21 protein-coding genes are annotated in these 25,379 nt (G+C 40.0%); 14 read left to right on the top strand and 7 right to left on the bottom strand.

The annotated features are described in order from the left end of the window. Positions 1 to 194 precede the first annotated feature (194 nt). Together KXJ59_RS04280 and acs are read right to left on the bottom strand one after the other, a co-directional pair. Positions 195 to 1,082 carry a WG repeat-containing protein gene (locus tag KXJ59_RS04280; protein WP_295201502.1) on the bottom strand — a complete coding sequence of 296 codons (888 nt, stop codon included), beginning with the start codon at positions 1,080 to 1,082 and terminating at the stop codon, positions 195 to 197. A gap of 100 nt (positions 1,083 to 1,182) precedes the next feature. Beyond that, positions 1,183 to 3,120 carry an acetate--CoA ligase gene (acs, locus tag KXJ59_RS04275; RefSeq protein ID WP_295201500.1) on the bottom strand — a complete coding sequence of 646 codons (1,938 nt, stop codon included), beginning with the start codon at positions 3,118 to 3,120 and terminating at the stop codon, positions 1,183 to 1,185. Positions 3,121 to 3,311: 191 nt separating this feature from the next. Between acs and KXJ59_RS04270 the strand changes: the two genes are divergently transcribed. From KXJ59_RS04270 to nth, 8 genes are all read left to right on the top strand, one after another. Then, positions 3,312 to 4,832 (top strand): MFS transporter, encoded by a 1,521-nt coding sequence (locus KXJ59_RS04270; protein WP_295201499.1) that lies wholly within the window; start codon positions 3,312 to 3,314, stop codon positions 4,830 to 4,832. A 1-nt stretch (position 4,833) separates the two neighbouring features. Then, complete coding sequence (locus KXJ59_RS04265; protein ID WP_295201497.1) at positions 4,834 to 5,055, top strand: DUF6814 family protein; 222 nt, start codon at positions 4,834 to 4,836, stop codon at positions 5,053 to 5,055. 87 nt (positions 5,056 to 5,142) lie between these two features. Beyond that, complete coding sequence (gldA, locus tag KXJ59_RS04260; RefSeq protein WP_295201494.1) at positions 5,143 to 6,054, top strand: gliding motility-associated ABC transporter ATP-binding subunit GldA; 912 nt, start codon at positions 5,143 to 5,145, stop codon at positions 6,052 to 6,054. 129 nt (positions 6,055 to 6,183) lie between these two features. Beyond that, entirely contained in the window at positions 6,184 to 8,322 is a 2,139-nt protein-coding gene (locus tag KXJ59_RS04255) for a WG repeat-containing protein (RefSeq protein ID WP_295201491.1), read from the top strand. A gap of 167 nt (positions 8,323 to 8,489) precedes the next feature. Continuing rightward, the gene (gene eno, locus KXJ59_RS04250) at positions 8,490 to 9,782 is read left to right on the top strand and encodes a phosphopyruvate hydratase (protein ID WP_295201489.1); all 1,293 of its coding nucleotides are present in this window, start codon (positions 8,490 to 8,492) and stop codon (positions 9,780 to 9,782) included. Between the two features lie 117 nt (positions 9,783 to 9,899). Then, positions 9,900 to 10,202, top strand: a complete 303-nt coding sequence (locus KXJ59_RS04245; protein ID WP_295201486.1) for a septum formation initiator family protein — start codon at positions 9,900 to 9,902, stop codon at positions 10,200 to 10,202. Between the two features lie 236 nt (positions 10,203 to 10,438). Continuing rightward, complete coding sequence (locus KXJ59_RS04240) at positions 10,439 to 10,672, top strand: hypothetical protein (protein WP_295201485.1); 234 nt, start codon at positions 10,439 to 10,441, stop codon at positions 10,670 to 10,672. Positions 10,673 to 10,791: 119 nt separating this feature from the next. Beyond that, positions 10,792 to 11,478: an endonuclease III gene (gene nth / locus KXJ59_RS04235; RefSeq protein WP_295201483.1), complete on the top strand. Its 687-nt coding sequence runs from the start codon at positions 10,792 to 10,794 to the stop codon at positions 11,476 to 11,478. Between the two features lie 71 nt (positions 11,479 to 11,549). On the opposite strand, the gene KXJ59_RS04230 is transcribed toward nth, so the two are convergent. Next, a complete protein-coding gene (locus KXJ59_RS04230; RefSeq protein ID WP_295201482.1) occupies positions 11,550 to 14,921 on the bottom strand; it encodes a hypothetical protein in 3,372 nt (1,123 codons plus the stop codon). A gap of 61 nt (positions 14,922 to 14,982) precedes the next feature. Between KXJ59_RS04230 and KXJ59_RS04225 the strand changes: the two genes are divergently transcribed. Next, on the top strand, positions 14,983 to 15,618 hold the full coding sequence (locus KXJ59_RS04225; protein WP_295201481.1) for an MBL fold metallo-hydrolase: 636 nt from the start codon (positions 14,983 to 14,985) through the stop codon (positions 15,616 to 15,618). A 2-nt stretch (positions 15,619 to 15,620) separates the two neighbouring features. Here the strand turns inward: KXJ59_RS04225 and KXJ59_RS04220 are convergent, their stop codons facing one another. After that, positions 15,621 to 17,807, bottom strand: a complete 2,187-nt coding sequence (locus KXJ59_RS04220; RefSeq protein ID WP_295201480.1) for a hypothetical protein — start codon at positions 17,805 to 17,807, stop codon at positions 15,621 to 15,623. A 171-nt stretch (positions 17,808 to 17,978) separates the two neighbouring features. On the opposite strand from KXJ59_RS04220, the gene KXJ59_RS04215 reads away from it, so the two are divergent. The 5 genes from KXJ59_RS04215 (at position 17,979) to galE (ending at position 23,042) form a co-directional block, all read left to right on the top strand. Next, positions 17,979 to 18,659 carry a response regulator gene (locus KXJ59_RS04215; RefSeq protein ID WP_295201477.1) on the top strand — a complete coding sequence of 227 codons (681 nt, stop codon included), beginning with the start codon at positions 17,979 to 17,981 and terminating at the stop codon, positions 18,657 to 18,659. 142 nt (positions 18,660 to 18,801) lie between these two features. After that, positions 18,802 to 19,851, top strand: a complete 1,050-nt coding sequence (locus KXJ59_RS04210) for an ATP-binding protein (protein ID WP_295201475.1) — start codon at positions 18,802 to 18,804, stop codon at positions 19,849 to 19,851. 345 nt (positions 19,852 to 20,196) lie between these two features. Further along, positions 20,197 to 20,844 carry a DUF47 family protein gene (locus KXJ59_RS04205; RefSeq protein WP_295201472.1) on the top strand — a complete coding sequence of 216 codons (648 nt, stop codon included), beginning with the start codon at positions 20,197 to 20,199 and terminating at the stop codon, positions 20,842 to 20,844. A 71-nt stretch (positions 20,845 to 20,915) separates the two neighbouring features. After that, positions 20,916 to 21,956: an inorganic phosphate transporter gene (locus tag KXJ59_RS04200; RefSeq protein ID WP_295201471.1), complete on the top strand. Its 1,041-nt coding sequence runs from the start codon at positions 20,916 to 20,918 to the stop codon at positions 21,954 to 21,956. Positions 21,957 to 21,998: 42 nt separating this feature from the next. Then, entirely contained in the window at positions 21,999 to 23,042 is a 1,044-nt protein-coding gene (galE, locus tag KXJ59_RS04195; RefSeq protein WP_295201468.1) for a UDP-glucose 4-epimerase GalE, read from the top strand. Between the two features lie 2 nt (positions 23,043 to 23,044). Here the strand turns inward: galE and KXJ59_RS04190 are convergent, their stop codons facing one another. The 3 genes from KXJ59_RS04190 to KXJ59_RS04180 all read right to left on the bottom strand — a co-directional run bounded on the left by KXJ59_RS04190 (position 23,045) and on the right by KXJ59_RS04180 (position 25,304). Continuing rightward, entirely contained in the window at positions 23,045 to 23,737 is a 693-nt protein-coding gene (locus tag KXJ59_RS04190; protein ID WP_295201465.1) for a hypothetical protein, read from the bottom strand. Between the two features lie 111 nt (positions 23,738 to 23,848). Next, positions 23,849 to 24,586, bottom strand: coding sequence for a hypothetical protein (locus KXJ59_RS04185; protein WP_295201464.1), 738 nt, complete (start codon positions 24,584 to 24,586; stop codon positions 23,849 to 23,851). A 13-nt stretch (positions 24,587 to 24,599) separates the two neighbouring features. Next, positions 24,600 to 25,304, bottom strand: a complete 705-nt coding sequence (locus KXJ59_RS04180) for a hypothetical protein (RefSeq protein ID WP_295201461.1) — start codon at positions 25,302 to 25,304, stop codon at positions 24,600 to 24,602. Between the last annotated feature and the right edge of the window lie 75 nt (positions 25,305 to 25,379).

Below are 25,379 nucleotides of genomic sequence, written 5' to 3'. Positions count from 1 at the left end.
ATCATGGGTTGGATGTTTTTGTTTTATGGCTTTGCTTGTTAAGGCGCTGAAGCGAAATATCATACAAAAAGAAATTCATCTGTTTGTTATGATACCTGCTGTGATTATCATAGTTATATTATTTCTGGGGCCACTGATATTGTATTTTTTGGGAAAATCAGAACATGACTTATGATATGAAACAGCAAACATAATTATCGCTTGAAGCTAAAAACAGGTACACCTTCTTTGTCAACATAAACAATATCTGCTCCTTTTTCCATTAAGGCCAAACCTTTGTGGAAACTGCCAGACCGGTCGAATTGTGGTGCAATGACCCATTCTCCTTTTTTATTGATAAAACCCCAGTATCCGTAATCTTTTTCAACAGCTGCAAGTCCTTCACTGAATGAACTGGCATTGGTAAAACCGGGTTGAATAACCCAGGCGCCACTGGTATTTACAAAACCCCATTTATTACTGGTATCACGTGCCGGAGCGAGGCTGTCGGCAAATGCATACATACGTGTAAAGGAAGTTTTAATACTTGTTTTCTTTTTGATATTGAGAATCTCCCATTTATCAGTCATGTTTTTTTGCGTACAGGTTAATCCCGCAAATACATCAGTGATGCTATAATATTCTGGTTGTAATATAAATTTTCCACTACTGTCAATCAGACCCCATAGATTGTTTTTTACAGAAGCCACTGCCAGTCCTTCTTTAAAATCATAACATAGCGCAAACTGTGGTTGAATAACAAAACTTCCTTTTTTATCGATATAACCCCATTTGCCACTCTGTTGTACCCTTGCTTTTCCTGCAGAAAAATTGCCGGCAGCATTAAATTGAGGAATAATCAACCATTTTCCTTTTTCGTTGATAAAACCGTATTTGGATGATAACAGGTGATTACCAACTGCAGCCACTGCAATACCGTCGTTAAACTGGCTGGCATAAGTAAACTGGGGTGTAATAGTAGTTCTGCCGGTTATTTTGTGAACGTAGCCAAATTTATTGTTCTCAATGAACCTGATAAGATTTTGCGAAGAACTATATATTGAAAGACCAATAAGAAAGCAAAGAAAAAATACCCTTTTCATTGCTTAAATATACTATTAATGCTGAATTTGCTGAAAACGAGCGGGCCACAGATTCGCAGATCGGCCAAACTAGTCTGTAAATCTGCGGCTAAAAATTAATTTATAATCTACCTTTTTTAATCTCATCCACTACGCCCGGATCCAGTAAAGTACTTGTATCGCCCAGGTTCTCTGTTTCTCCTTCTGCAATCTTGCGTAAAATTCTTCGCATGATTTTTCCACTTCTTGTTTTTGGTAAACCACTTACAAACTGAATTTTATCTGGTTTGGCGATGGCGCCAATAATACGTGTTACTGTTTGCAGAATGTCTTTTCTTACCAGATCGCCCGTGCCATGCGTGTCCTGTGCATGAGAGCCCTGATAAATTATGTATGCATAAATACCTTGTCCTTTAATATCATGCGGATAACCTACTACAGCACTTTCTACAACTCCTGCATGCATATTAATAGCGTTCTCTACTTCGGCAGTACCAATACGGTGTCCGCTTACATTCAGTACATCATCAACCCTGCCTGTGATGCGGAAGAAACCATCTTTGTTTTTCATTGCACCATCGCCGGTGAAATACATGTTTTCGTAAGTGGCAAAATAATTGGTTCTGCATCTTTCATGATCGCCATAAGTTGTTCTGAGAATAGAGGGCCACGGCGATTTGATACAAAGGTTTCCTGAAATGATCTCGTCACCCTGTTGAATTATTTCCTTGCCATTTTCATCTACCAATACCATTTCTAATCCAGGCATGGGCAGTGTAGCCCATCCGGGTTTAGCGGGTGTAATACCTGCAAGATTTGAAATAAGGCAACCTCCGGTTTCTGTTTGCCACCAGGTATCAACAATCGGACATTTTTTCTTGCCTACATGTTCATCATACCAATGCCAGGCTTCTTCGTTGATAGGTTCGCCTACTGTACCCAATACTTTGAGTGAAGAGAGATCTTTGCCTTGTAAGGGGCCGAGTCCAAACCCCATCAAACTTCTAATGGCAGTGGGGGCCGTATAAAGAATGTTGACGCAGTATTTGTCTATTATATCCCAGAAGCGACCTGCATCGGGCCAGGTAGGAACACCTTCAAACAGAAGAGAAGTGGCACCGGCACTGAGTGGCCCGTAAACAATATAACTATGTCCGGTAATCCAGCCAATATCTGCCGTACAGAAATGTACCTGCCCCGGCTGGTATTGAAATACGTTTACAAAAGTATAGTTGGTGTATACCATATACCCGGCAACGCTATGAACCACGCCTTTGGGTTTACCGGTAGAGCCAGATGTGTAAAGAATAAAAAGAGGGTCTTCGGCGTCCATCTCTGCTGCTTCAATAAATGTAATTCCCTTTTCTTCCACTTGTTTCATTTCATCTTCCCACCATACATCTCTTCCCTTGATCATGGAAACAGGTGTGCGAGTACGGGTAGCAACAATGACACGTTTAACGGTTTTATTACCAATCAGTGCATCATCGATTACGCTTTTTAAAGGAATATCTTTTGCCCCCCTGTAAGCACCATCGCAGGTAACAATAAATGTTGCCTGTGCATCTTCAAGTCTGTCGGCAATACTCTGAGCTGAGAATCCTCCAAAAACCACTGAGTGAATGGCGCCAATACGGGCACAGGCAAGCACTGAGATGGCCAGTTCCGGAATCATACCCATATAAATACAAACACGGTCACCTTTTTGTACCCCATTGTTTATCAGCACGTGTGCAAACTGACAAACTTTTTCATGCAATTTTTTATAAGTAAGAATGCGATGGCTTTCATCAGCTGCATTGGGTTCCCAGATAATGGCAGGATGATTGCCCCTGGTTTCAAGATGACGATCTAAACAGTTTTCAGTGATATTGAGCTTACCTCCTTTAAACCATTCAACTTTTGGTTCTTTAAAATTCCATTCAAGAACGGTATCCCATTTTTTCCGCCAGGTAAAATGTGATGCTATTTCACCCCAGAAAGATTCGGGATCACTAATACTTTTTTTATAGGCTTCCTGATAGGCTTCAAAACTTTTGATCTGATAAGGATAGGACATGTCAATCGAATTTTCAGGCTATAAATATACGTGATGAACAGCCGATGAAAACCTTCTTTATACGAATGACTGTTCGTTTTTTATTGAAGTAATAGAAGCTTCAATAAGTAATAGACAATTCATTAAAATCAACACTGCCAATCGTGGTCTGCTTGGCGAAATCATTTCTTTGCAGTAAGTTGTAAACTTATATGAAAAAAGAACAGGGTATCTGGAAAGTCATTACTGCTTCTTCATTGGGTACATTGATTGAATGGTATGATTTTTACATTTTTGGCAGTCTCGCTACCGTTATAGCAGGTCAGTTTTTTCCCAAGACCAACCCTACAGCAGCATTGTTGTCAACCCTGGCCACTTTTGCTGCTGGCTTTATTGTACGTCCATTCGGAGCACTGGTATTTGGCAGGTTAGGTGATATTGTAGGAAGAAAATATACATTTTTATTGACGCTTGTATTGATGGGAGGTTCAACTTTTGCTATCGGACTGGTACCTTCTTATGAAAGCATTGGTTTTGCTGCACCCATTATAGTATTGTTATTACGTTTATTACAGGGGCTGGCACTTGGGGGTGAATATGGAGGAGCTGCTACTTATGTAGCTGAACATGCACCTGCACACCGAAGAGGTTATTTTACTTCATGGATTCAAACAACTGCAACACTGGGTCTTTTTGTTTCACTGGGTGTTATCTTGCTAACCAGGCACAGCCTCGATGCCGACAAACAAATTTCCATTGCAAAATTCAATGACTGGGGATGGCGTATTCCATTTCTGTTATCTATTGTACTCGTCATTGTTTCTATCTATATACGGTTGAAAATGCAGGAATCGCCACTGTTTTCCAAACTGAAATCAGAGGGTAAAACATCAGCAAATCCTTTAAAAGAAAGTTTTGGCAATAAGACCAATCTGAAAATGGTTTTATTGGCATTGTTTGGTGCCACCATGGGGCAGGGAGTGGTATGGTATACCGGTCAGTTCTATGCTCAGTCTTTTCTCGAAAATGTTTGTAAAATTGATTTTGATCAGTCGCGTACCATTTTAATATGGGCCATTGTTTTTGGCACACCTTTTTTTGTATTCTTTGGTCATTGGAGCGATAAGATTGGAAGAAAATGGATCATGCTGGCCGGTATGTTGCTGGCAGTGCTTACCTATCGTCCCTTATTTAAGGAACTGGTGGTGTTAAGCGACACGGCGCAAAAAACAGAGCAAACCTCACTGGCAAAAAAAATAGCTACACTAATGCCGGTTCCGGGTACAGGTGATTCTGTGAGAGTGATAAAACAAACACAATTTTTTACGGATGGTTTAACTCTTCACACAAGTACAAAAGATACTTTATATGCTGATGCTGCAAAGAAAACGATAAAGCCGCTGGTTACTGTTTCGAAAGAAGTGGGGGATGGTATTTATTGGAAAATGGTTGGTATAGTATTTCTGATGATTGTTTATGTAACAATGGTGTATGGGCCTATTGCAGCATTCCTTGTAGAATTGTTCCCAACAAGAATAAGATATACCTCAATGTCGTTGCCTTACCATATTGGTAATGGTGTGTTTGGAGGGTTGACTCCTTTTATTGCCACATTGCTTACAACGATTTATACAGGTAATCAATTGGCAGGGCTCATGTATCCTATTATGGTGGCAGGTATATGTCTTGTAATAGGTATATTATATTTAAGTAATAAAAAAACCATTCACTGATATGAAACAATTGAAACGTGCAGCAGGCATTATTTGGATGGTTTTAGGACCAGTGGCCGTTTTCTTTCTGATACGAACGGCAGCAAACGAAATTATAACCAAACCATCGGCAGATACATGGGTACAGTGGGGCGTATTTGTGTTGATTTTTCTTCCCATCGCATTCGGTCTTAGTTTATTTGGATACTATGCATATAAAGGAGAATATGATAAAGAAGTATAAACCTGCATAGTTGTTGCCGTATTCATTTTTAATTTTTCTTACCATTTTTATCTGCACAGAAAACAATTCAATTGATACCTTTACCGCATGTCTATTGAAATCAGGGGTCTCTCGAAAATATATGGTACACAAAGGGCAGTGAATGATATTTCCTTTTCAGTAGAAAAGGGAACCATACTGGGTTTTCTGGGCCCAAATGGTGCCGGGAAAAGTACAACCATGAAAATCATAACCGGCTACCTGTCTGCTGATGCCGGTTCGTTTAAAGTATGTGGAATTGATATTGCCACAGACCCGCTATCCGCAAAAAAGAAAATCGGGTACCTGCCCGAAGCCAATCCATTGTATTATGATATGTATGTAAAAGAATACCTGGGATTTATTGCAGGCGTTCATGGGTTAAAACAGGTGAATCAATCGATAAACAATGTAATTGAATTAACCGGACTAGGCCCCGAAGCACATAAAAAAGCAGGGCAGTTATCAAAGGGATATAAGCAACGGGTTGGCTTAGCTGCGGCATTAATACATGACCCCGAAGTATTGATACTCGATGAACCCACAAGTGGTCTTGACCCTAACCAGATTGTAGAAATACGCAATGTAATTCGTTTACAGGGCGCCAATAAAACCGTACTGTTTTCATCACATATTTTACAGGAAGTAGAAGCTATTTGCGATAAAGTAGTGGTGATTAATAAAGGGAATATTGTGGCCAATGATACATTGACAAATCTTAAGGAAGAACAAAACGACCGACATATATTACAAATACAATTTAACGAAACTGTAGAAATGGAAGTGCTGGAACGTCTCCAGGCAGTTTTCCAGGTGGACCAACTCAGCGATTCGGTTTTTCGTTTACATACTTCAAACCCTGAACTGGTTCGCAAACATCTTTTAAATCTGGCAGTGGCTTATAATCTTCAGATTGTATCACTGCAAAGTGAAAAAAACAGCCTTGAAAAAATATTCAGGTCATTAACAACCATTGCGTAAACACCTGTAACTATTCGCTGGGTAATAAAAAATACACAAAACTGTGTATTTTTTTTCGACCTCTTGCTGAATACTCCTTTTCTGTTACTTTCATGAAGTAAAAATCTGTCACTTTATTATATCCCCCCTATGAAACAGGTACTCTCATTTTTGTTTGTGTTGTTATTGGTGTCAGCAAAATCCCAGAAATACGATAAGATTGATTCACTCCGTGAAGGACTTCGAAAAGTTACCAAAAGTGGTAAAACTGGTTTTATCAATGCCCAGGGAGAAGTGGTAATAGAACTGGTATATGAAGCGGCTAATGGTTTCTATGAAGGGGTTTCAGCCGTGAAAAAAAATGGTAAAGTTGGTTATATCGATAAGAATAACCGTATTGTGGTGCCATTTGAGTATGATGGCGGAAATAATTTCAATAAAGGATATGCTGTTGTGTCTGGCAATAAAAAAAACTGGCTGATCGATAAAAAGGGGCGTCAGGTGACTTTACGTAAATACGACTTGCTACGATATAATAAAGGATTGGGCATGATGGTGCTAGACAAAAAATGGGGCTATCTGAACGAAGCCGGTCAGGAAATTATTCCACCCGAGTACGATATGATCCACAATTACGGTGAGGGATTCATAGGCGCAAAAAAAGGAGGCAAATGGGGTTATATTGATACACTTGACCAGGTACAGTTACCATTTGAATTCGAAAGTGTAAGTGTTTTTGAAAATGGACGAGCTGTCGTAGAAAGGAATGGTAAGACAGGGGTTATTGATAAATCAGGAAAAACACTGATCTCTTTTAATTATCAATCACTTTATCTCGACGATGCTACAGGCTGGTATATAGCTGAAAAGAAAGACAAAACCGGCATGATTGATCAACGCGGCAGAGAAACGATCCCATTTGAGTTCGATGATATTGATAATTTTTCTGAAGTAAATGAAGGGTATGCACTGGTTATCTATAAAGATAAAACAGGAATGATAGACGTGAAAGGCAACATCATTATCCAGGCGCGTTACGATAAAATTTTTGAGTGTAAGAATGGTTATTGTGGCGTGGAGTTGAATAAGAAGTATGGAATGGTAGCGTTGCAAAATGGCAAAGAAATCCTTGAGCCTAAATATGACGGATTAGGGAATTTCAGTGAAGATGGGATAGCGATTTACAAGAAGAATATACCTGGCGTGTATTACACCAATGCTAAATTTGGTTTTGTAAATACTTCTGGTAAAGAGATTACTGCAGCCAAATATGAAAAAGTGGAGGATTTCTCAAATGGAATGGCAGCCGTTCAGGTAAATAATAAATGGGGTTATATTAACACAGAAGGAAACGAGGCCATTTTTCCACGATATGAGAGTGCAGAGGATTTTAAAAATGAAAAAGCAATTGTAAAAGAAGATGGTAAGTACCTGTACATAGATAAAAAAGGCCGGTTATCTGAAATTCCGGAAAGCGAAAAACCTAAATCGGAGTTTAACTTATCGGATGAGGACTTGGAAAGTATGATGAAAATATTTGCTGAAGTGTTAGAGCAGAAAGATGGGAAACATTTTGTTCTGTCTACTAATAAAGCTCCCCAGTCAGAACAAGTAGTAGTGAGTAGTAAAACATTTCCTGAGGCTGCAATAAAAAAATACTGGGATCAGAATTATTATATTATTGACTTGACGGTATCAGCAGATACGAGCGATGTTGAATATACGCTGGTAATGGGTAAAGCCAGGTATACGGATCAAAGCTGGGCTAAACGAAATACAGATATAACGATGATTGAAAGTGTTAGAGAAAAATACAAGGCTTCGGATAAAAATCTTATTACTTACCTGAATTTTATCAATAACGAATGGGTAGCTGTTTATTCACAAAACACACCGTTTACTTCTCAGATTGTTTCCGCAGCCGGAACAACTGTTTATCCAGAAACATGGGTTAATGAAAAATGGAAACAAGGGTATGCTATTACAAATATGGCATGTGGAAAAGGGAAATGGCTGGTAGTGATGACAAAAGGGACTGATTATGCACAACAAAAACTTTCTATTTCCGACAAAGTAGAGGCTTCAATGTTGGAGGAGAAAAAAGCAGAAGGATATATACTCACTGATCTTGTAAAAAATGGCAGTAAGTATTATTCCGTATTTAGCAAGGTTGCCAATATTCGGGGATACAGCCAGGATAAAGTAGTTGTTATGGAGGCAGGTGAGCTAAAAAAGGTAACACAAGTGGGCAATACCATTATACGCTCAATTCTTGTACCAGGCAACTAGGTTGCCCTTTTAAAACTTCAGTAAACTCATTTACATACGAACGCTTGTTAATTAGGAGGTAAATACACAATAGTAGTATTTACCTCCTAATGACTATTTGTGTAAATTGCGTCAGGTTACCGATTCCTGTGTTACCAGCTTAATTATATACAAATAAGAAAACAATCATGAGTTACATTATTGAAGTTCATGCCAGGCAGATACTCGACAGCCGCGGCAATCCTACTGTAGAAGTAGATGTATTAACAGATGATGGTGCTTTGGGTCGCGCCGCTGTTCCAAGCGGGGCCAGCACCGGTATCCACGAAGCAGTTGAACTGCGTGATAACGATAAAAAGAAATATGTTGGTAAAGGCGTATTAAAAGCCGTTAAAAATGTAAATGATATTATCGCCGATGCCATTGTAGGCTATGATGTGGCTGCACAGGCTGCCATAGATGAAGCTATGATAGCGTTAGACGGTACACCCAATAAAGCAAAACTGGGAGCCAATGCCCTGCTGGCTGTAAGTATGGCGGTTGCTAAAGCTGCAGCAGAAGAAGCAGGGTTGCCTTTATACCGTTATATCGGTGGAACCAATGCGAAAACATTGCCTATCCCCATGATGAATATCCTGAATGGTGGTGCACATGCCGATAACAAGATTGATTTTCAGGAATTTATGATCATGCCCGTTGGTGCAACCAGTTTTAGTGAAGGATTACGCTGGGGTGTTGAAATATTCCATACCCTGAAAAATGTATTGAAGAAAAAAGGATACAGCACCAATGTAGGTGATGAAGGTGGATTTGCCCCCAATATCCAAAGCAATGAAGAAGCCATAGAAACAGTGCTGGAATCAATCCAGGCCGCCGGTTATAAAACAGGGTCACAGATTGTAATCGCGATGGATGCTGCAAATAGTGAACTCTGGGATGCCAAGAAAAAGAAATATGTATTCCACAAGAGTAATGGTAAAGTATTGAGCAGCGATGAACTGGTAAAATACTGGGAGAAATGGGTGAAACAATACCCCATCGCTTCAATTGAAGATGGAATGGCGGAAGACGACTGGAATGGCTGGAAAGCCCTTACACAGGCCATTGGCAGTAAATGCCAGCTGGTAGGTGACGACTTGTTTGTGACCAATGTAAACCGTTTACAGACTGGTATTGATAAAAGTATTGCCAATGGACTGCTGGTAAAAGTAAACCAGATTGGTACGCTTACCGAAACCATTAATGCAGTAACCCTCGCTCAGCACAATGGCTATAATACCATCATGAGTCATCGCAGCGGTGAAACAGAAGATACCACCATTGCAGATCTGGCTGTTGCACTGAATTGCGGACAAATTAAAACCGGTTCTGCATCACGTACAGATCGTATTGCCAAATACAACCAGTTGATTCGTATTGAAGAAATGTTGGGTGAAACTGCAGTGTACCCCAAAGGGAAAGTGAAGTTTGGTAAAAAATAGTTTGGTAAGATTCAAGCTACAAGATTCAAGCATCAAGTTACAAGGCACAGGCTACAAGAAAAATACATCTTGTGGCTTGCAACTTGTAGCTTGATGCTTTTTTATTAGCTTTACTCTATGAAAAAATTCACTTCCATTATTACCAACAAATACCTGCTGGCAGGAGGTTTTTTTGTGGTGTGGATGTTGTTTTTTGACCAGCGCGATTTTTTTCAGCAACGCGAACGCAGAAAAGAACTTGAGAAATTAGAAGCCAAGAAAAAATATTACCTCGAAGAAATCAGTAAAACCAAACAGGAACTTCAGGATATCCAGCGTAATCCCGCCGCACTCGAAAAATTTGCCCGCGAACGTTACCTCATGAAAAAAGAAGGCGAAGACATTTTTATTATTGAAGATTCCACAGCAGAGAAAAATTAGGATCCAGGGAACAAGCTACAAGTTACAGGATAGGAAGGTAGCCATTGTGTAAAATGTGTAATTTCTAATCTTTTTAGTAGATTTTAATTATTTGATTATCAGATTGTTATGCAATCCTCTCAGTAAATCTTTGTTTAGAATGACTAATTTACTGTTTACTAAGAAAGCTTTTACAATAATAGCGCAGCACCTCCCGTTTTAATATATACCGTATCCTCCCAGCTAACAGAACTTTTATGAAAAAATTCAAAGAAGAGGATTTGATATTGTACCTGTACAAAGAGTGTTCGCCCGGCATACAACAAGCAGTCGAGGAAGCGCTGGAAGAGGGAGATATTGAATTAACAGAAAAACTCAGTATTCTTAAACGAAGTATCCGTCAGTTAGACGGGCTTAAACTAAAATCGCCATCACCTTTGTCGGTTAAAACCATCATGCAACATGCCCGGGAAGCGGTTCGCAAGAAGTAGCATTTTATTGGATACTACCACCAGGTATTAAAGGATATAAGCCACAGATTCACAGCTGGGAAAACCAATAATCTGTGAATCTGTGGCTTATATATTTGCAAAACTGGGCGATTCGCGCGATGATATCTTTACTTTTGAGTTTATTCAAACGCATGACCAAAAAAGAAAGATATTCGTCTGTTATTAATTATTTCAATGAACAGATTCCGGTTGCCGAGACGGAATTGATTTATGATAACCCTTTTCAGTTATTGGTAGCTGTTATTCTCTCTGCACAATGCACAGATAAAAGGGTGAATATGACAACACCTGCCATCTTTGCTAAATACCCTACTGCGGCTGAATTATCGAAAGCAAGCTTTGAGGAACTCTTTCCTTATATCAAAAGCATTTCTTACCCCAATAACAAAACCAAGCACCTGATTGGTATGGCCAACATGTTGCGGGAACAATTTAATGGTGAAGTGCCGATGACGGTTGAGCAATTGGTAAAGTTGCCAGGTGTAGGAAGAAAAACAGCAAACGTAATTACCAGTGTAATAGATCAACAACCCAATATGGCCGTTGATACTCACGTGTTTCGTGTAAGTAAAAGATTAGGGCTTGTAACTGAAAAAGCAAGTACCCCCCTGGCTGTTGAAAAAGAATTGATTAAATATATTCCGGAAGGGCTGGTGCATAAAGCACATCACTGGCTCATATTACACGGCAGATATACCTGTCTTGCGCGAAATCCTAAATGCGAATCCTGTGGCCTTACGGAATTGTGCAGGTATTATGCTAAAGAGGGGAGAAGAAAAGTTTGATTTTTTGATCTTTGATTTTTTGATTTAAGTATAGTTCTAAATCAAAAAATCAAAGATCAAAAAATCAAAGATTAGAAATCAAATCCAATCGCAAAATAATACACCGGAGCTCCCTTGAAGATGCCTTTCATGGGCCAGCCGGCATCAAACTTCATAAAGTAACCCAGTAAAGTACTTCTTGCACCGAAACCATAGCCGCCGGCAAATGGTCCGAGACCACCGGCATCAATACGAACCACAACAGGAGATGATGGGTCGGCTATTACCTCACCCGGGCGCTTGATGCCATTGTATTTTCCATTCCATGCTGTGCCTAAATCAATGAATTGCACCAGTTGAAAATTGCGCAGGAATGCGTTGTTAATTGGTTTGTTGATCAGTGTGGCAAACAGTGGGAACCTGAATTCACTGTTGATGACAAAAGCATTATTCCCGTTTGCAATATTCTGTCTGTAACCACGCATATTCACCGCAAGCGATTGGAATGCATAAGACTGATCGGGTGCGGGTGTATTCTGACTGTTGAATTTCGGACCAATCCATCCATCAACACCACCGAGGTAATAAATGAGTTTTTGTCCGCCCCATGAGAAATCAGCCGCTGCACGACCTGCCCATATAAAGTTGCGGTATAGTTTATAATAATAACGGGCATCAAAACCCAGGTTGAATGTTCCCTTGCCATTATTCAAAGAAGTTTTAAACGTAGGCATGTTTACATCGAAATATACTTTGTAACGAAGTCCGTTCCAGATATTCTGAGTTGGGTTAATGGTATTATCGTGTACGTATTCAATACGCGATACAATAAAACGACTGATGGTATCAGGGAATGCCAATGCATTCGGATCGGGTAACCCGCTGCCATTATCAAAAGAGCGAAGAACACCGCGATCTGATCTTAAACCAACAGTAGCTCTTAAACTTTTTACTTCATTAAATGCATAGGTTATATTACCCTGGTACAGGTTGGTAATGAGCATACTGTTATAAGGAATATTATAAAAGTTGCTCACATTACTTCTGTAATAGGTAAGTCCCCAGTCGAAACGTTTACGTAAATTCTGGTAAGAGAAGAATACATCTTTGTCGCTCAGGTTGGTGCCAAAGCGAAAACCACCAACAAATTTCTGGTCCTCAAATAAATCACTTACTCCTACACGGAAAGTAAAATTGAAGTCGTTACCATTATTAAGCTGAATAGGTCCCGCACCACCAGCATAAGGCTGGTACCTGTTGACAAGCACATTGTTCGTAAATCCACTGAGAATATAATCGCTGCTGAATTTCAATCGGTAGTCAAATAACCTCGAACGTTCAAGGGTAGTAGCTTTTGGTATTACTTCTTCGTCGACTATCTGTCTTGAGGTATCTGCTTTTTCATTAGCAAATTCATTCTGGAAGAAATCTTTCGCAGCTTTTGCAACCGTATCTTTTGTGGCAATGCCATTATTATAGATGATTGCTTTTCCATCTGCTGCTTTCTTTTCATCCATTACCTTCTTCATGTATTCGGTAGGACGGCTATTTACATTTCTTTTGTTCAGCGCCTGTTCATCAACGCGGAGTTTGTAGAGGAACTTGAAATCGCCTTCTCTTCTTACCTCACTTACCTGACCATTATCGCCTGCAATTCTTGTTTCAAGCAGGGAACTCTGGTAGTTGGTAATCGGGAAAGTATACGTAGAATCTTTATATACCTGGAAATAGCTTACACTATCCGGTTCATCTTTCTGCCAGGCGCGCAGGGTAGAATCAAATTCTTTGGGCGAGGGATTACGCAATAATTCATCGCCAATATAATAAAGTGTATCAAGCCCGTTACGCTGCGTTGCAAAAAAGCCGGCCCATCGGTTACCAATACCATTTTCATCTGCTACAAAAGTAAAGTGATTGGTATTGTATTGCATCGGATAAGATGCGTTTCCAAATTTAAGATTGGTAAGCTGTGTAATCTGTTTTTGCTTGCTGGTATTCAGGATATCTACCATGAATACATTATAACGATGCCTGCTGGGTAAAACCGTATCAGCATTAATAGCAGTTGGGGATGGTCTGTTTGAACTGAAAATAATACCGGAACGATTAGGGAAAGAAACAAAAGTGGGGTTCAGGTCATCATATACATCATCTGTAATCTGCTCCAGTTTATTCTGTTCTATCTTATAAGTGAAGATATCGGTATGCCCATTTTTTACAGCACTGAAGATGAGCGAATTTGCGTCGAGCATAAAGCTGGCATCAAGTAACTGATCAACACCTTCAATTTCCTGCTTATACCGTTTGAGTCTGGCTATAAGATCGTACACAAACATTTTAACCTTTCCGTTTTCCCAATACGCCACCAATAAACGGGTGCCTTTCCCGTCCCATGCCAGTATGGGATAATTAGGGTTTACGTCATCTGTGTTGGTACGTACACCACTCTTGAGGAGTATCTTCCCGTCGTAAAAATTCTCCATCAGTTTCACACAATAAATACCTCTGTTAAATTCAACAACTGCATAGGTGGTACTCCTTGGATTAGGGTTGGCCTGAAAGCGGAAAAAATCTTTTTTACGTACTTCTTCAGATACGTTTAACTGACCCCTTGGTGCATTTCTGCGCTGGCGTATATCTTTGGAATAGCGGTCCTGCTGGTACTGCATAAACTCAGCCAGCACCTCTTTAAATTTCTTTTTACAAACACGCATACAGGCCTGATTCAGGTTTTTGTAAATGCGTGCGAGATAAAGGAGGTAGGTAATATTTTCCTTACGGTATTTTTCACCGATATAATACCAGAATGAGTGACCCGCCAGCACCGGTTTTTCAAAAGCAAACTGGTAGAAGGAACGGTAAGAGCCACTTAGTATGGCACTTTTCAGGTCATCGTCTTTAACCGTACTCCATGGCTCAGCGGCATAAGATACATAACCGTCTACCAGCCATTTGGGTAGATCGAGTAGTGCCTGGTTACTGGCAAATTCGCCTATATCGTCACCAAATAAAAGGTTATCGGTTAATACTTTGGCTATTCCTTCCCTGATCTGGCGTTTCAGGTTGGCATGGTTACCATCGAAATACACAACAATCTTATTGTTCACTAATTTGGTTACACCACCTGAATTTTGCCAGTCGATACCCAAACCAATATTGCTGCTTTTATAATCATTATAGTTGTTATACACCACAATATTGGCACGGCGCTGTAATGAGTATTCTATAAAATTTTCGAGTGAGCGCAGTTCTTCTTCCGCCACCTGTGCGGCAAATTTCCCCAGCTCTACACCCCCCTGCGAGGTATAGGCGTTAAAATTGGGCGACTGGTAGAATTTCCATACCAGCTTTTTGTGTTGAACCCTGTTCTTGCCAAATTCTACTGTATTTACCTGGGCCATGGAAAGGATGGGAAATAAAAAACTGGCCAAAACCAATCCTTTCTTGATGCGATTCAATTGCATATCCGAACTTTAGTGTTTTAAAATTAGTCATTTACCCTGTAAAACCTTCACAAAAAACCATATGCTCCAGGTAAAGGCCTTTACATTCAGCCCTGTTCAGGAAAACACCTATGTGTTATACAATGAACAAGGCAAAGCTATTATAATTGATCCCGGATGTTACTTTTCCGCTGAACAGGAAACGTTAAAAAACTTTATAAAAGATACGAAGCTTCAACCCCTTCAGTTGCTCAATACACATTGTCATCTCGATCATGTATTTGGTAACAAATGGGTTCATGATGAGTTTGGTCTTGAATTATATCTTCATACCCTTGAGCAACCCTTGCTGGAAAGAGCTCCTTTTTCAGGTGAACGCTGGGGTTTGCCCTTTGAGAATTATAAAGGTCCATTACATTTTCTTGCTGAAGGAGATACGGTGAAACTTGGTAATGATGCCCTGAAAGTAATACTGGCACCCGGTCATTCGCCGGGCAGCATCTGTTTTTATTGTGAAGAACAAGGTTTTTTGATCGGCGGAGATGTATTATTTCATGAAAGTATAGGCCGTACCGATTTACCGGGTGGTGACCATGACACATTGCTGAACAGCATTCGTGAAAAACTCTTTGTATTGCCCGATGATGTTCTGGTATATGCTGGCCACGGTATTACCACCACAATTGGTCATGAAAAAAAGCACAATCCTTTTCTCTGAACTTAGAGCGTTTCCATGGCTTTATTATATGCCATGATGAAAATGGCGCCCAGGTTTTTATGGGGAGGAATATAATCTTCAAACTTCTCTTTGTAACCACCGGTTACCCTTGATTGTAGTTTCTGCCAGATTTCTTCCCAAACCAGGTCTTTATTCAGCCTGATTTGCTCTGTAATGGCATCAATAAGTGCCTGGTTCAGTACACCGGCAGCTACCTGTTTGGAGGAAATGATATGTGCAGTCGGACAAATATCAAGTACAAGGTTCAGTTTTTGGTAGCCACCACAACTACCGAGCAATACCACTTTCGCAGATGGTACCAGTTGATCGATGGTTTGTTGAAGGTAATAACTATGTCCGCGATGTATAACCATGGTAGGTGCCAGGCCATTGGTCTCAAGATAATAATTCAGGCTGTCTTGCGCCATCGCATCAAGGTCTTTTGTTTCATCAAGCGGCAGGTTGGCATAGATGGTTACCGGAGTGCCGCGAACGGAACTGATTTCTACCCAATAGGGCTTTCTCACTATACGCCAGTTACTGTTGGAAAACCGTGCAAGAAAAGCTCCAAAATAGCTTTCGGCATCCTTATCACCATAAGCATATTGCTGAATAATGATACGGCCTGCTTCATTCTGTAATTCTTTCAATGGCATATTATACACGGTATTGATGCCAAGTGAAGCCGATAAGTTGGTTTTACCCGCCGAATCGGCAGATAGGAAAATAGTATTGAGCAGGTTATAAATTACTTCTCCTCTTTTGTCTTTTTGTGTACGACTGTTTTTCAGGTTTTGCTGAACCTGTTTGAGAATAAGATTGCGAATAGGTTTATTGTAAATACTGGCATACGAATCGGCCACATCCACTGCATCTTCGAGAGAACCTGTTTTTTCAAGTCCGTTTACAAAATTGCGCATGAGTTTTTCTGCTGACGGCTTACTCATGCGTTTCAGAAAGTCGTCGAGTGTATTATATGCTGCCGACATTTTAATAAACTTCCGGTAAAAATCATAGCCAAGTAATTGCAATAAAGAATCTGCATCAGACTGTTTTGAACGGGAGAATATACGCGGATATACACCCGATACAAAACTCGATGTATAAATTTCTTCCTCTCCTAAAACAGCCAGGTAATAAAGTTCCTGTGGATTGAGTGAATCTATTTTTTTGAAACGGATAGCGGGGTTGTTTTCATCATGAAGTGCATTAATTTCATTGATGTATAATTCAACAGCTTTGCTTCGAAGCTTTGCTACCAGTGTCTTTGCTGCCATCGGTGTATCGCCTTTACGCATCCTTTGGGCATAACCCACCCTTGTTTTTACCAGTAGTTTATAATAGTTGTCTGAATTTTCATCTGCCAGAACAGGGGCAATTTTTTCAACACTTATTTTCCCCTGATATAAATCATCAAGGAAAGGGAAATACATCCTGCCGGTTTTCGACTGTGCCAGACCGGCGATTAGTTTTACCAGGGGGTGATTGACAGTCTGTATACGTTTACCCAATGCATTGGGTGCCGCGGCATAATTGTATAATTCTTCCTGATTACGGAAGGCTGAAACAATAATAAGACTGTCGGCATAACTGTTTTCAGGAAAACGTGTCAATATTTTCAAAATAGCAGATGGGTCTCGCTGACAGCTTTTTAATACCAGTACATCTTTGGCGGCTTCTATTCCAATATTGTTTTTCAAACAAAAATTCTGAATGAGCATATTGCCTATCTCCAGTTCATTATTCTTCACAATGGGGAGGATAGATTGCTGCCGCATTTCCAGTTGCATGGCTTCATAAAAAGCTTTCACCAGCCCCGGATACATTATGTTTTTAATAAGACCAGCCTGCCAGGCAGACTGAAACCCGGTGAGCAGCTCATTAATACCTCTCAGCCAGAGATATTTCTGGTTATCGTTGAGTTGGGTACTCGACTCAACCATGGCACGCATATTATTTACATATATGCGTATGGTTTTATCGATAGAGAGATTGAGTTTGGGGTCGTTGGTTACAGGAAAAACGGCATCGGCAACACTATTGAGCCGGGCAATGGAGCGTAATGAGGTTTGTATGTACTCATGGTGCAGTTCGCGCATGGCTGGAATGGGCGGAATTGTCATTTCCTGCTGTGCCAATGCCATATTACAGAAAGACGATAACAGTATTATCAGGTAAAATTTCTTCATGTTCATATCCTTTTGCAAAAATACTGCCAAATGAACGAAAAGCGGGAAACGCTGCTTTCCCAATAATCAGACCTGATTTTTGCCTGAAATTCAGTTAACAATAACATAATAGTGCCAAAAACCTGATATGCCAATGTTTAAAATTAATTTTGTGTAAACATAAGGTTAACAATGGAAGGCAAGGCGAAACAGATTCTGATTGCAGACGATGAACAGGACATATTGGAGATCATCACTTATAACCTCACCAAAGAAGGTTATGAAGTGTACACGGCTAAAGACGGAAATGAAGCCATCGAAAGAGCCAAACAAATACATCCTGATCTGATCATCCTTGATATCATGATGCCTAAAAAAACAGGCGTGGAAGTTTGTCAGATCCTTCGTACACAACCATTGTTTCAGGACACACTCATCATTTTTCTTACTGCACTCAGCGATGAAGCTTCACAAATCAAAGGCCTGGAAACAGGTGCTGACGATTATGTGAGTAAACCCATCAGTCCAAAAGTACTGGTAAGCCGTGTTAATGCACTTTTCAGGAGACTGAATGGAAAAGAAACCGGCAAAACGATTAAGCTGGGGAATATTCAGATCGATCCGGTAAAATTTATGGTGAATGTGGATGAAACGGAAGTAATCCTTGCCAAAAAAGAATTTGAACTCCTCTACCTGCTGGCATCCCGCCCGGGTCGTGTATTTCTTCGTAATGAAATACTCTCGCAAATATGGGGTAACGATGTAATTGTTGGCGACCGCACCATCGATGTACATATCCGCAAAGTGCGCCAGAAACTGGGCATTGATTGTATCACCACGGTGAAGGGAGTGGGGTATAAGTTTGAGCTTTGAGTTACAAGCTACGAGCTACAAGCTACAAGCTACAAGCTACAAGAAAAATAATTCTGCAAGGTATCTTTATATACGGACTTTCGGTCTTCTTATCTCCTGAATCTTGCCCCCTTGATCCTTCTTCTTCTTATCTTTATTATGAATGTTTAAAACCAAGAATCTTTCACCACAACAATTATCAGCTTTTACAGCTTTGATATTGTCTTTACCCATTTCTTTGGGTATCTGGGTTATTCGTCCCGATTGGATCATTACACTGGTAGCATTTGTGGTAGTTTTTCTGGGAAGTTATATGTTGATAAGGATGGTGCTGGAATCGTTTATTTATAGAAAGATAAAACTGATCTATAAATTTATTTATCAGACCAAAGCGAGTAAGAGAGAAGAGACTTATTATAAATATATTCTTCCACAGAAAGGTATTGATGAAGTGCGTGAAGACGTGGAGAAATGGGCCGAACAGCGCAGTGCTGAAATTGAACTGCTGAAAAATAATGAAGCTTACAGGAAAGAATTTTTGCAGAACCTCGCACACGAATTCAAGACACCCATATTTGCTATTCAGGGCTATGTAGATACTTTATTAGGTGGTGCCATGGACTCTCCGGAAGTAAGTAAGAGATTTCTGGAGAATACGGCCCGCAATGTAGACCGTATGGTGAACCTGGTAAAAGACCTGGATGAAATTTCGAGACTGGAAAGTGGGGAACAACCACTGTACAAAGAGAACTTTATCATCCAGGACCTGATCAGGGAAATTTATGAGACCCTGTCTATAAAAACCACGGCAAAGAACATCAAATGCAGTATTAAAAAAGGATGCGAATACCCTATTGCAGTTTTTGCAGACCAGGAAAAAATCAGGCAGGTAATTAATAACCTGCTGGAGAATGCAGTAAAATATGGGAAGCAGGACGGATCGATTGTGGCTAGCATTTATAAAACAGACGATGAACACGTGTTGATAGAGTTCAGTGATGATGGAATTGGTATAGCCGAAGAACATTTACCGCGCATTTTTGAACGTTTTTATCGAACAGACAGGGGCCGCAGCAGGGATAAAGGCGGAACAGGACTCGGACTGGCCATCTGTAAACATATTATTGAAGCACACGGACAAACCATGCATGTACGCAGCAAGCTGGATGTTGGTACTACTATTGGGTTTACGTTGGAGAGGAAGCGGGAGTGAGGTGGGCGAATGGTCAATGGTGAATATGTGTAATCAATACTTGCAGCACTCCATAATTGAGCATTCACTATTGACCATTCATGCAAAAACCCCCGATAGACATCAGGGGTTTACACATGAGAAAATCTACTTTCGTTGCTCAATTACGATAAACTGTAGCGCAAAACTGCCGGTTCTTTGTTACCGTTAAATGATGGGAATAAGAATAAACTGTTATCAAATACTTCTTTTTATTGATTTTTTAATACAAAAAAATCAGGAAACCTCAATGTTACCGAATTATTAATTCTGAGTTTTCTTTCCTACATCGGAAGCAGGAGGCTATTTTTGCGTAAATTTTAAACTATGGGTATCAACACATTTGGCCGCTTGTTTATGCCGAAGAACAAGGTTTTCTATGAGTTATTCGAGGATGTTGCAGAGAAAGTACATGAAATGGGCATAAAACTCAAGGAAATGGTAAGTGAGCCCGATAGTAATAAACGTGCTGCGGTGCTGGCTCAGATTGAGGACCTGGAACATAAAAATGACGATAATACCCATCGTATTTTTACAGAATTGGGCAGAAATTTTATCACTCCATTCGACAGGGAAGATATACACTACCTCGCTACTGCCCTCGATGATATTGCTGATTATATCTTCGCTTCCTCCAAAAAAATTAATTTTTATAGTGTAAACCCGAACGACACAGGTATCCAGAAAATGGCCGACCTCATTCTGCAGGGTACTATTGAAATTAAAAAAGCAGTAAATGGCTTACGCGATATGAAAAACCTGCGTGAGATGACTGAAGCCATGGTAAAGGTAAACAGTATTGAGAACCAGGCGGATGATGTGTTTGATATGAGTATTGAAATGTTGTTCCAGCAGGAAAACGATTTTAAAGAAGTGATCAAGAAAAGAGAAATTTATCAGGTAATGGAAATTGCCACCGATAAATGTGAAGATGCGGCCAATGTGATTGAGTCTATTATTATCAAGTATGCGTAGAAGATCTATCTGAGAACTGTATAATTGGATCAAACCATTTCAGTTTTCAGGCTATTAAAACCCCACACCGTATGTTCACCCTTCTGGTTATCATTATAGTGCTTGCATTTATCTTTGATTATATCAATGGATTTCATGATGCGGCCAATTCCATTGCTACCATTGTTTCTACAAAAGTATTAACGCCTTTTCAGGCAGTATTGTGGGCAGCGGTATTCAATTTTGCGGCATTCTTTATTTCCAAATACCTGATTGGTGAGTTTAAGATTGGTAATACCATTGCAAAATCGGTCAATGAAAATTTTATTACACTTGAAGTAATTTTTGCAGGCTTACTCGCAGCTATTACCTGGAACCTCATCACCTGGTGGTTTGGTATTCCCTCCAGTTCTTCACATACTCTTCTCGGTGGTTTTATGGGTGCTGCCATAGCACATGCCGGCGGATTTAGTGAGAACGGTATGGATGTAGTGAACTACGCAAAAGTGATACCTACTTTCATGTTTATCTTTCTTGCGCCCCTGCTCGGTATGTTCATTGCATTCTTCATTACCATATTAATTGTTCATCTGTGTAAAAGGGCCAATCCATACAAAGCAGAAACCTGGTTTAAAAGACTGCAGCTGGTTTCATCTGCCGCATTCAGTCTGGGGCATGGTGGTAACGATGCACAGAAAGTAATGGGTATTATCGGCGCAGCCATCATTTATTATGAGAGCACACTGGGTGTACAGATGTCGTTTAATGAATTTGTGGTACACTATAGCTGGGTGCCTTTCTGTAGTTTTCTCGCGATTGGCTTAGGTACCATGAGCGGTGGCTGGAAGATTGTAAAAACCATGGGTACACGTATCACAAAAGTAACCCCATTGGAAGGCGTAAGTGCCGAAACAGCTGGTGCCATTACACTTTTCCTCACGGAGAAACTGGGTATACCTGTAAGTACAACACATACCATTACCGGTTCTATTATTGGGGTAGGTGCAACAAAACGTTTAAGTGCGGTTCGCTGGGGTGTTACTGTAAACCTGCTCTGGGCATGGATATTAACCATTCCTGTATCAGCAGCAATGGCGGCCATATTTTATTTTCTCGTAAAATTATTTATCTGATTCTAAGCGGCTCTGTGTATTTTGCCGTGTCAATTTCTGATCATGGCAAAGATACTTGTTACCGGAGGCTGCGGATATATCGGATCGCATGCCATTGTTGATCTTCTCGAAAATGGGTACGATGTAATTTCTATTGATGACCAGTCGCGCTCCACACCTTATCCATTAACGGGTATTCAGCTCATTACCGGAAAAATGGTCAAAAACTACAAAGTTGACCTGAAAAACTTTGATGAAACCCTGGCAGTCTTCCAGGAGAACCCCGATATCGCGGGTGTTATTCATTTTGCAGCATATAAAGCGGTTGGAGAATCGGTAGAGCAATCGCTCATGTATTATGAAAATAATATTGGTTCACTCATCAGTGTATTGAAATGTGTAAAGGAATTTTCAATACCACATTTTGTCTTTTCATCTTCCTGCACTGTTTACGGCAACCCACAAACATCTCCGGTTACAGAAGATACGGTGTTACAGGCTGCTGCCTCACCTTATGGAGCCACCAAGAAAATGGGAGAAGAAATACTGAAAGACTTTGCTGAAGTATCTCTATCCACCTCTGTTATACTGCTTCGCTATTTTAACCCCGTTGGAGCACATCCTTCCTGTTTAATTGGAGAATTGCCATTGGGTAAACCACAGAACCTTGTACCCGTAATTACACAAACAGCCATTGGTAAATTACCTAAGATGATGGTATATGGTAACGATTACGATACCCGTGACGGCAGCTGTATACGCGATTATATTCATGTATCCGATATTGCACGTGCACACACACTGGCATTGGAATATTTAACCGCAGGAAAAAATCAGTCATCCTGTGAAGTGTTTAACCTGGGCACGGGTATTGGTATTACGGTACTGGAAGCGATACAAAGTTTTGAGAAAGTAAGTGGCGTAAAACTCAATTATGAAATGGGTCCGAGAAGACCCGGTGATATAAAAGCCATATATGCCAATAATGAAAAAGCTGTTGCTGTACTGGGCTGGCAAATAAAATACGATATCACTGAAATGATGCGTACCGCATGGGCATGGGAGCAAAAGATTAAACAGGAAGAAGAAAGTGTATCCCGCAACTGAGCCTATTGCAACATATTAACATACCTGAAAAGCTGAATCATATCATTTTCTTTTTTCAACTTCAGCTTATCTTTTTTAATCAGTTCTGCTACTTTCAATTCTTTCCCGGCGAACAATGCAGGTATCTCTTCGATGTTTTTAGGTAGTTTTTGCAACTGTGTTCCTTTAGCAGCATAATACAATACACGGTCGCGATAGGTACGAACAAAACGTGCATTCGGATAAGGTTGTCTTTCACTGAAACTAACTTCCGTATATTTCAAATAACTGATTGATCCGGAATCGAGCACTTCATAAAACGAATTGCCATCGTGGTTGTCGATTGGTCCATAACCAGACCTGAAGGTTTTTATGCCATCGGCAGTTTGTAATACTACTCTCTCAACCGGTTGAGCAACTATCATTTCATTACCCTCCTGGTCGAGGAAAATAATTTCATTGCTGTGAAAATTAATTTTTAACTGTAAGCCGTGATAGGTATGACCTTTGAGAATAGTAACCGAACCGGGTAAAAATTCTTTTGAATAATAAGGAGAACCTTCCTCATTATAATCGGCAGGGGGTTTGAGCAATCTGCCGTTGGCATCTACCATAAAGCGGTCCATTTCTACCCTTGCTGTTGCTGTATTGGGGGTTTGTGTATTTGCATCAACTGAATATATCACAAATGCAAACAGAAAGAAGACATATTTCATGCGCGTTATACTTATAGGTTATAAATACCGGAAATGAATTAATGAATTACTATTGGTAATAATAATCAATAAAAAACAGGTCTGCAGACATATATTTTTACAAGACAGAGATTAGTGATTATTAGCGCTAACCTGTTTCAATAACTGATTATAATAGTGAAACATTCTTACGATATCCTCTTCCTTTTTCAGCTTTACATGTTCTTTCCTGATAAAATTATTCATCTCCGTTTGGTGATGACCAAAAAAGCCTGCCCATTCTTCTTCTTTTTTAGGAATACGTACCAAACCTTTTGAAGAAGTCCATATATAATGATTTTCTTTTTTGCTGTAGCTGCGAATAATATTCGGAGAATTATAGGCCTGTTTGTCCTGGTACTGAACAGAGGTATACTTTAATAAAATAGCTGTACCTGAATCGAGTAACTGGTAAGCCGACATATCATTTTGTTTATCAATAGCCGGGAACCCGCTTCTGAATACATAAGTCTTTCCTTCAAACTGTAGTTCGATACGCTGAAAAGGGTTTACCACCAGCATTTCACGATCATCAGAAGTTTTGAATATTATTTCACCCGTTAGCTGGTTAATTTTGATCGGTATATTGTAATAGGTTTTTCCATTCTGCATCTGAATATGACTTTTTATATAGTCGGCTGAAAAATAGGGAGAACCTTCTTCCTCAAAATTGCGCAGTGATTTAAAGGGCCTGCCATTGGCATCGCTGAGAAAATTAATATTTTCTTTTGCATGTCTGAGCGGATCAATGCGTTCAAAATCCTGTGCTGCTATACTGTGTTGTAAAAGTGTAAGACACAGAGAAATCAGAAAAACAGAGAGATTTTTCATGCTGCATTATTGTTTATATAGTTTGCGATAAACTGTTATACTTTTTGATAATCTGTATAAGGTCTGTTTCTTTTTTAAATTTCAGCTTATCCTTATCTATCGCTTCGGTAAGTTGTTTTCGCTGGTCTTTTAGTAAACCCAGTAACTCATTTTCATCGTTGGGCAATTTTATCATGTCCTTGCCGGGCATCCAGAGGTAATAAGAAGGCAACTGGCGGTATGACCGGGTCATATCATTGCTGTTATAGGCTTTGGAATCCTTATACCTGATATCCACATATTTCAATAACAACACTTTGCCTGAATCCAGCACCTGATATAAAGAACCTTCATTTTGCTTGTCGATAGCACCAAATCCTGAACGAAAGACAACCGGTTTCGCCTGAACGTTGCAGGCAAGTTCCACTCTTAAGACGGGTTGTGCAAGTGCAAAAGCTTTCCCTTCACTGGTAGTAAAGATAACTTTTTGCTGTTCGAGGTTGAGCTTCAGCTCTAAACCGCCGTAAGTTTTACCATTCAGTAATTGTACAGAACCTTTACAGAAACTGGTATCAAAAAAGGGTGAGCCATCCATGAAAAAAGGGAAATCGAAGTTCCAGGGTATTCCATAACCATCGTTGTACAATACATTCGAATTAAAAGAATAGGATCCGAGTTGCGCCCGGCATGGAACATAGGAAAGACAAAACAAAAGAAATATTGTCAGTACTCTTATCATAATACAGGTTTACTGTATTAAATATAAGCATCATCTGTTAACGGATACATTAAAACGGATCAAAGGCGGGGAACG

The organism is Sediminibacterium sp., assembly GCF_019264485.1.
Classification (GTDB): Bacteria; Bacteroidota; Bacteroidia; order Chitinophagales; family Chitinophagaceae; genus Sediminibacterium.
Note: the sequence above shows the minus strand (reverse complement) of the source record. Positions and strands in the feature narration are given on the sequence as shown.

What these genes read in the sequence shown, in the direction of transcription:
- KXJ59_RS04280 (WP_295201502.1), bottom strand. Translation starts at nt 1,082, where the DNA reads ATGAAAAGGGTATTTTTTCTTTGCTTTCTTATTGGTCTTTCAATATAT.
- acs (WP_295201500.1), bottom strand. Translation starts at nt 3,120, where the DNA reads ATGTCCTATCCTTATCAGATCAAAAGTTTTGAAGCCTATCAGGAAGCC.
- KXJ59_RS04270 (WP_295201499.1), top strand. Translation starts at nt 3,312, where the DNA reads ATGAAAAAAGAACAGGGTATCTGGAAAGTCATTACTGCTTCTTCATTG.
- KXJ59_RS04265 (WP_295201497.1), top strand. Translation starts at nt 4,834, where the DNA reads ATGAAACAATTGAAACGTGCAGCAGGCATTATTTGGATGGTTTTAGGA.
- gldA (WP_295201494.1), top strand. Translation starts at nt 5,143, where the DNA reads ATGTCTATTGAAATCAGGGGTCTCTCGAAAATATATGGTACACAAAGG.
- KXJ59_RS04255 (WP_295201491.1), top strand. Translation starts at nt 6,184, where the DNA reads ATGAAACAGGTACTCTCATTTTTGTTTGTGTTGTTATTGGTGTCAGCA.
- eno (WP_295201489.1), top strand. Translation starts at nt 8,490, where the DNA reads ATGAGTTACATTATTGAAGTTCATGCCAGGCAGATACTCGACAGCCGC.
- KXJ59_RS04245 (WP_295201486.1), top strand. Translation starts at nt 9,900, where the DNA reads ATGAAAAAATTCACTTCCATTATTACCAACAAATACCTGCTGGCAGGA.
- KXJ59_RS04240 (WP_295201485.1), top strand. Translation starts at nt 10,439, where the DNA reads ATGAAAAAATTCAAAGAAGAGGATTTGATATTGTACCTGTACAAAGAG.
- nth (WP_295201483.1), top strand. Translation starts at nt 10,792, where the DNA reads ATGATATCTTTACTTTTGAGTTTATTCAAACGCATGACCAAAAAAGAA.
- KXJ59_RS04230 (WP_295201482.1), bottom strand. Translation starts at nt 14,921, where the DNA reads ATGCAATTGAATCGCATCAAGAAAGGATTGGTTTTGGCCAGTTTTTTA.
- KXJ59_RS04225 (WP_295201481.1), top strand. Translation starts at nt 14,983, where the DNA reads ATGCTCCAGGTAAAGGCCTTTACATTCAGCCCTGTTCAGGAAAACACC.
- KXJ59_RS04220 (WP_295201480.1), bottom strand. Translation starts at nt 17,807, where the DNA reads ATGAAGAAATTTTACCTGATAATACTGTTATCGTCTTTCTGTAATATG.
- KXJ59_RS04215 (WP_295201477.1), top strand. Translation starts at nt 17,979, where the DNA reads ATGGAAGGCAAGGCGAAACAGATTCTGATTGCAGACGATGAACAGGAC.
- KXJ59_RS04210 (WP_295201475.1), top strand. Translation starts at nt 18,802, where the DNA reads ATGTTTAAAACCAAGAATCTTTCACCACAACAATTATCAGCTTTTACA.
- KXJ59_RS04205 (WP_295201472.1), top strand. Translation starts at nt 20,197, where the DNA reads ATGGGTATCAACACATTTGGCCGCTTGTTTATGCCGAAGAACAAGGTT.
- KXJ59_RS04200 (WP_295201471.1), top strand. Translation starts at nt 20,916, where the DNA reads ATGTTCACCCTTCTGGTTATCATTATAGTGCTTGCATTTATCTTTGAT.
- galE (WP_295201468.1), top strand. Translation starts at nt 21,999, where the DNA reads ATGGCAAAGATACTTGTTACCGGAGGCTGCGGATATATCGGATCGCAT.
- KXJ59_RS04190 (WP_295201465.1), bottom strand. Translation starts at nt 23,737, where the DNA reads ATGAAATATGTCTTCTTTCTGTTTGCATTTGTGATATATTCAGTTGAT.
- KXJ59_RS04185 (WP_295201464.1), bottom strand. Translation starts at nt 24,586, where the DNA reads ATGAAAAATCTCTCTGTTTTTCTGATTTCTCTGTGTCTTACACTTTTA.
- KXJ59_RS04180 (WP_295201461.1), bottom strand. Translation starts at nt 25,304, where the DNA reads ATGATAAGAGTACTGACAATATTTCTTTTGTTTTGTCTTTCCTATGTT.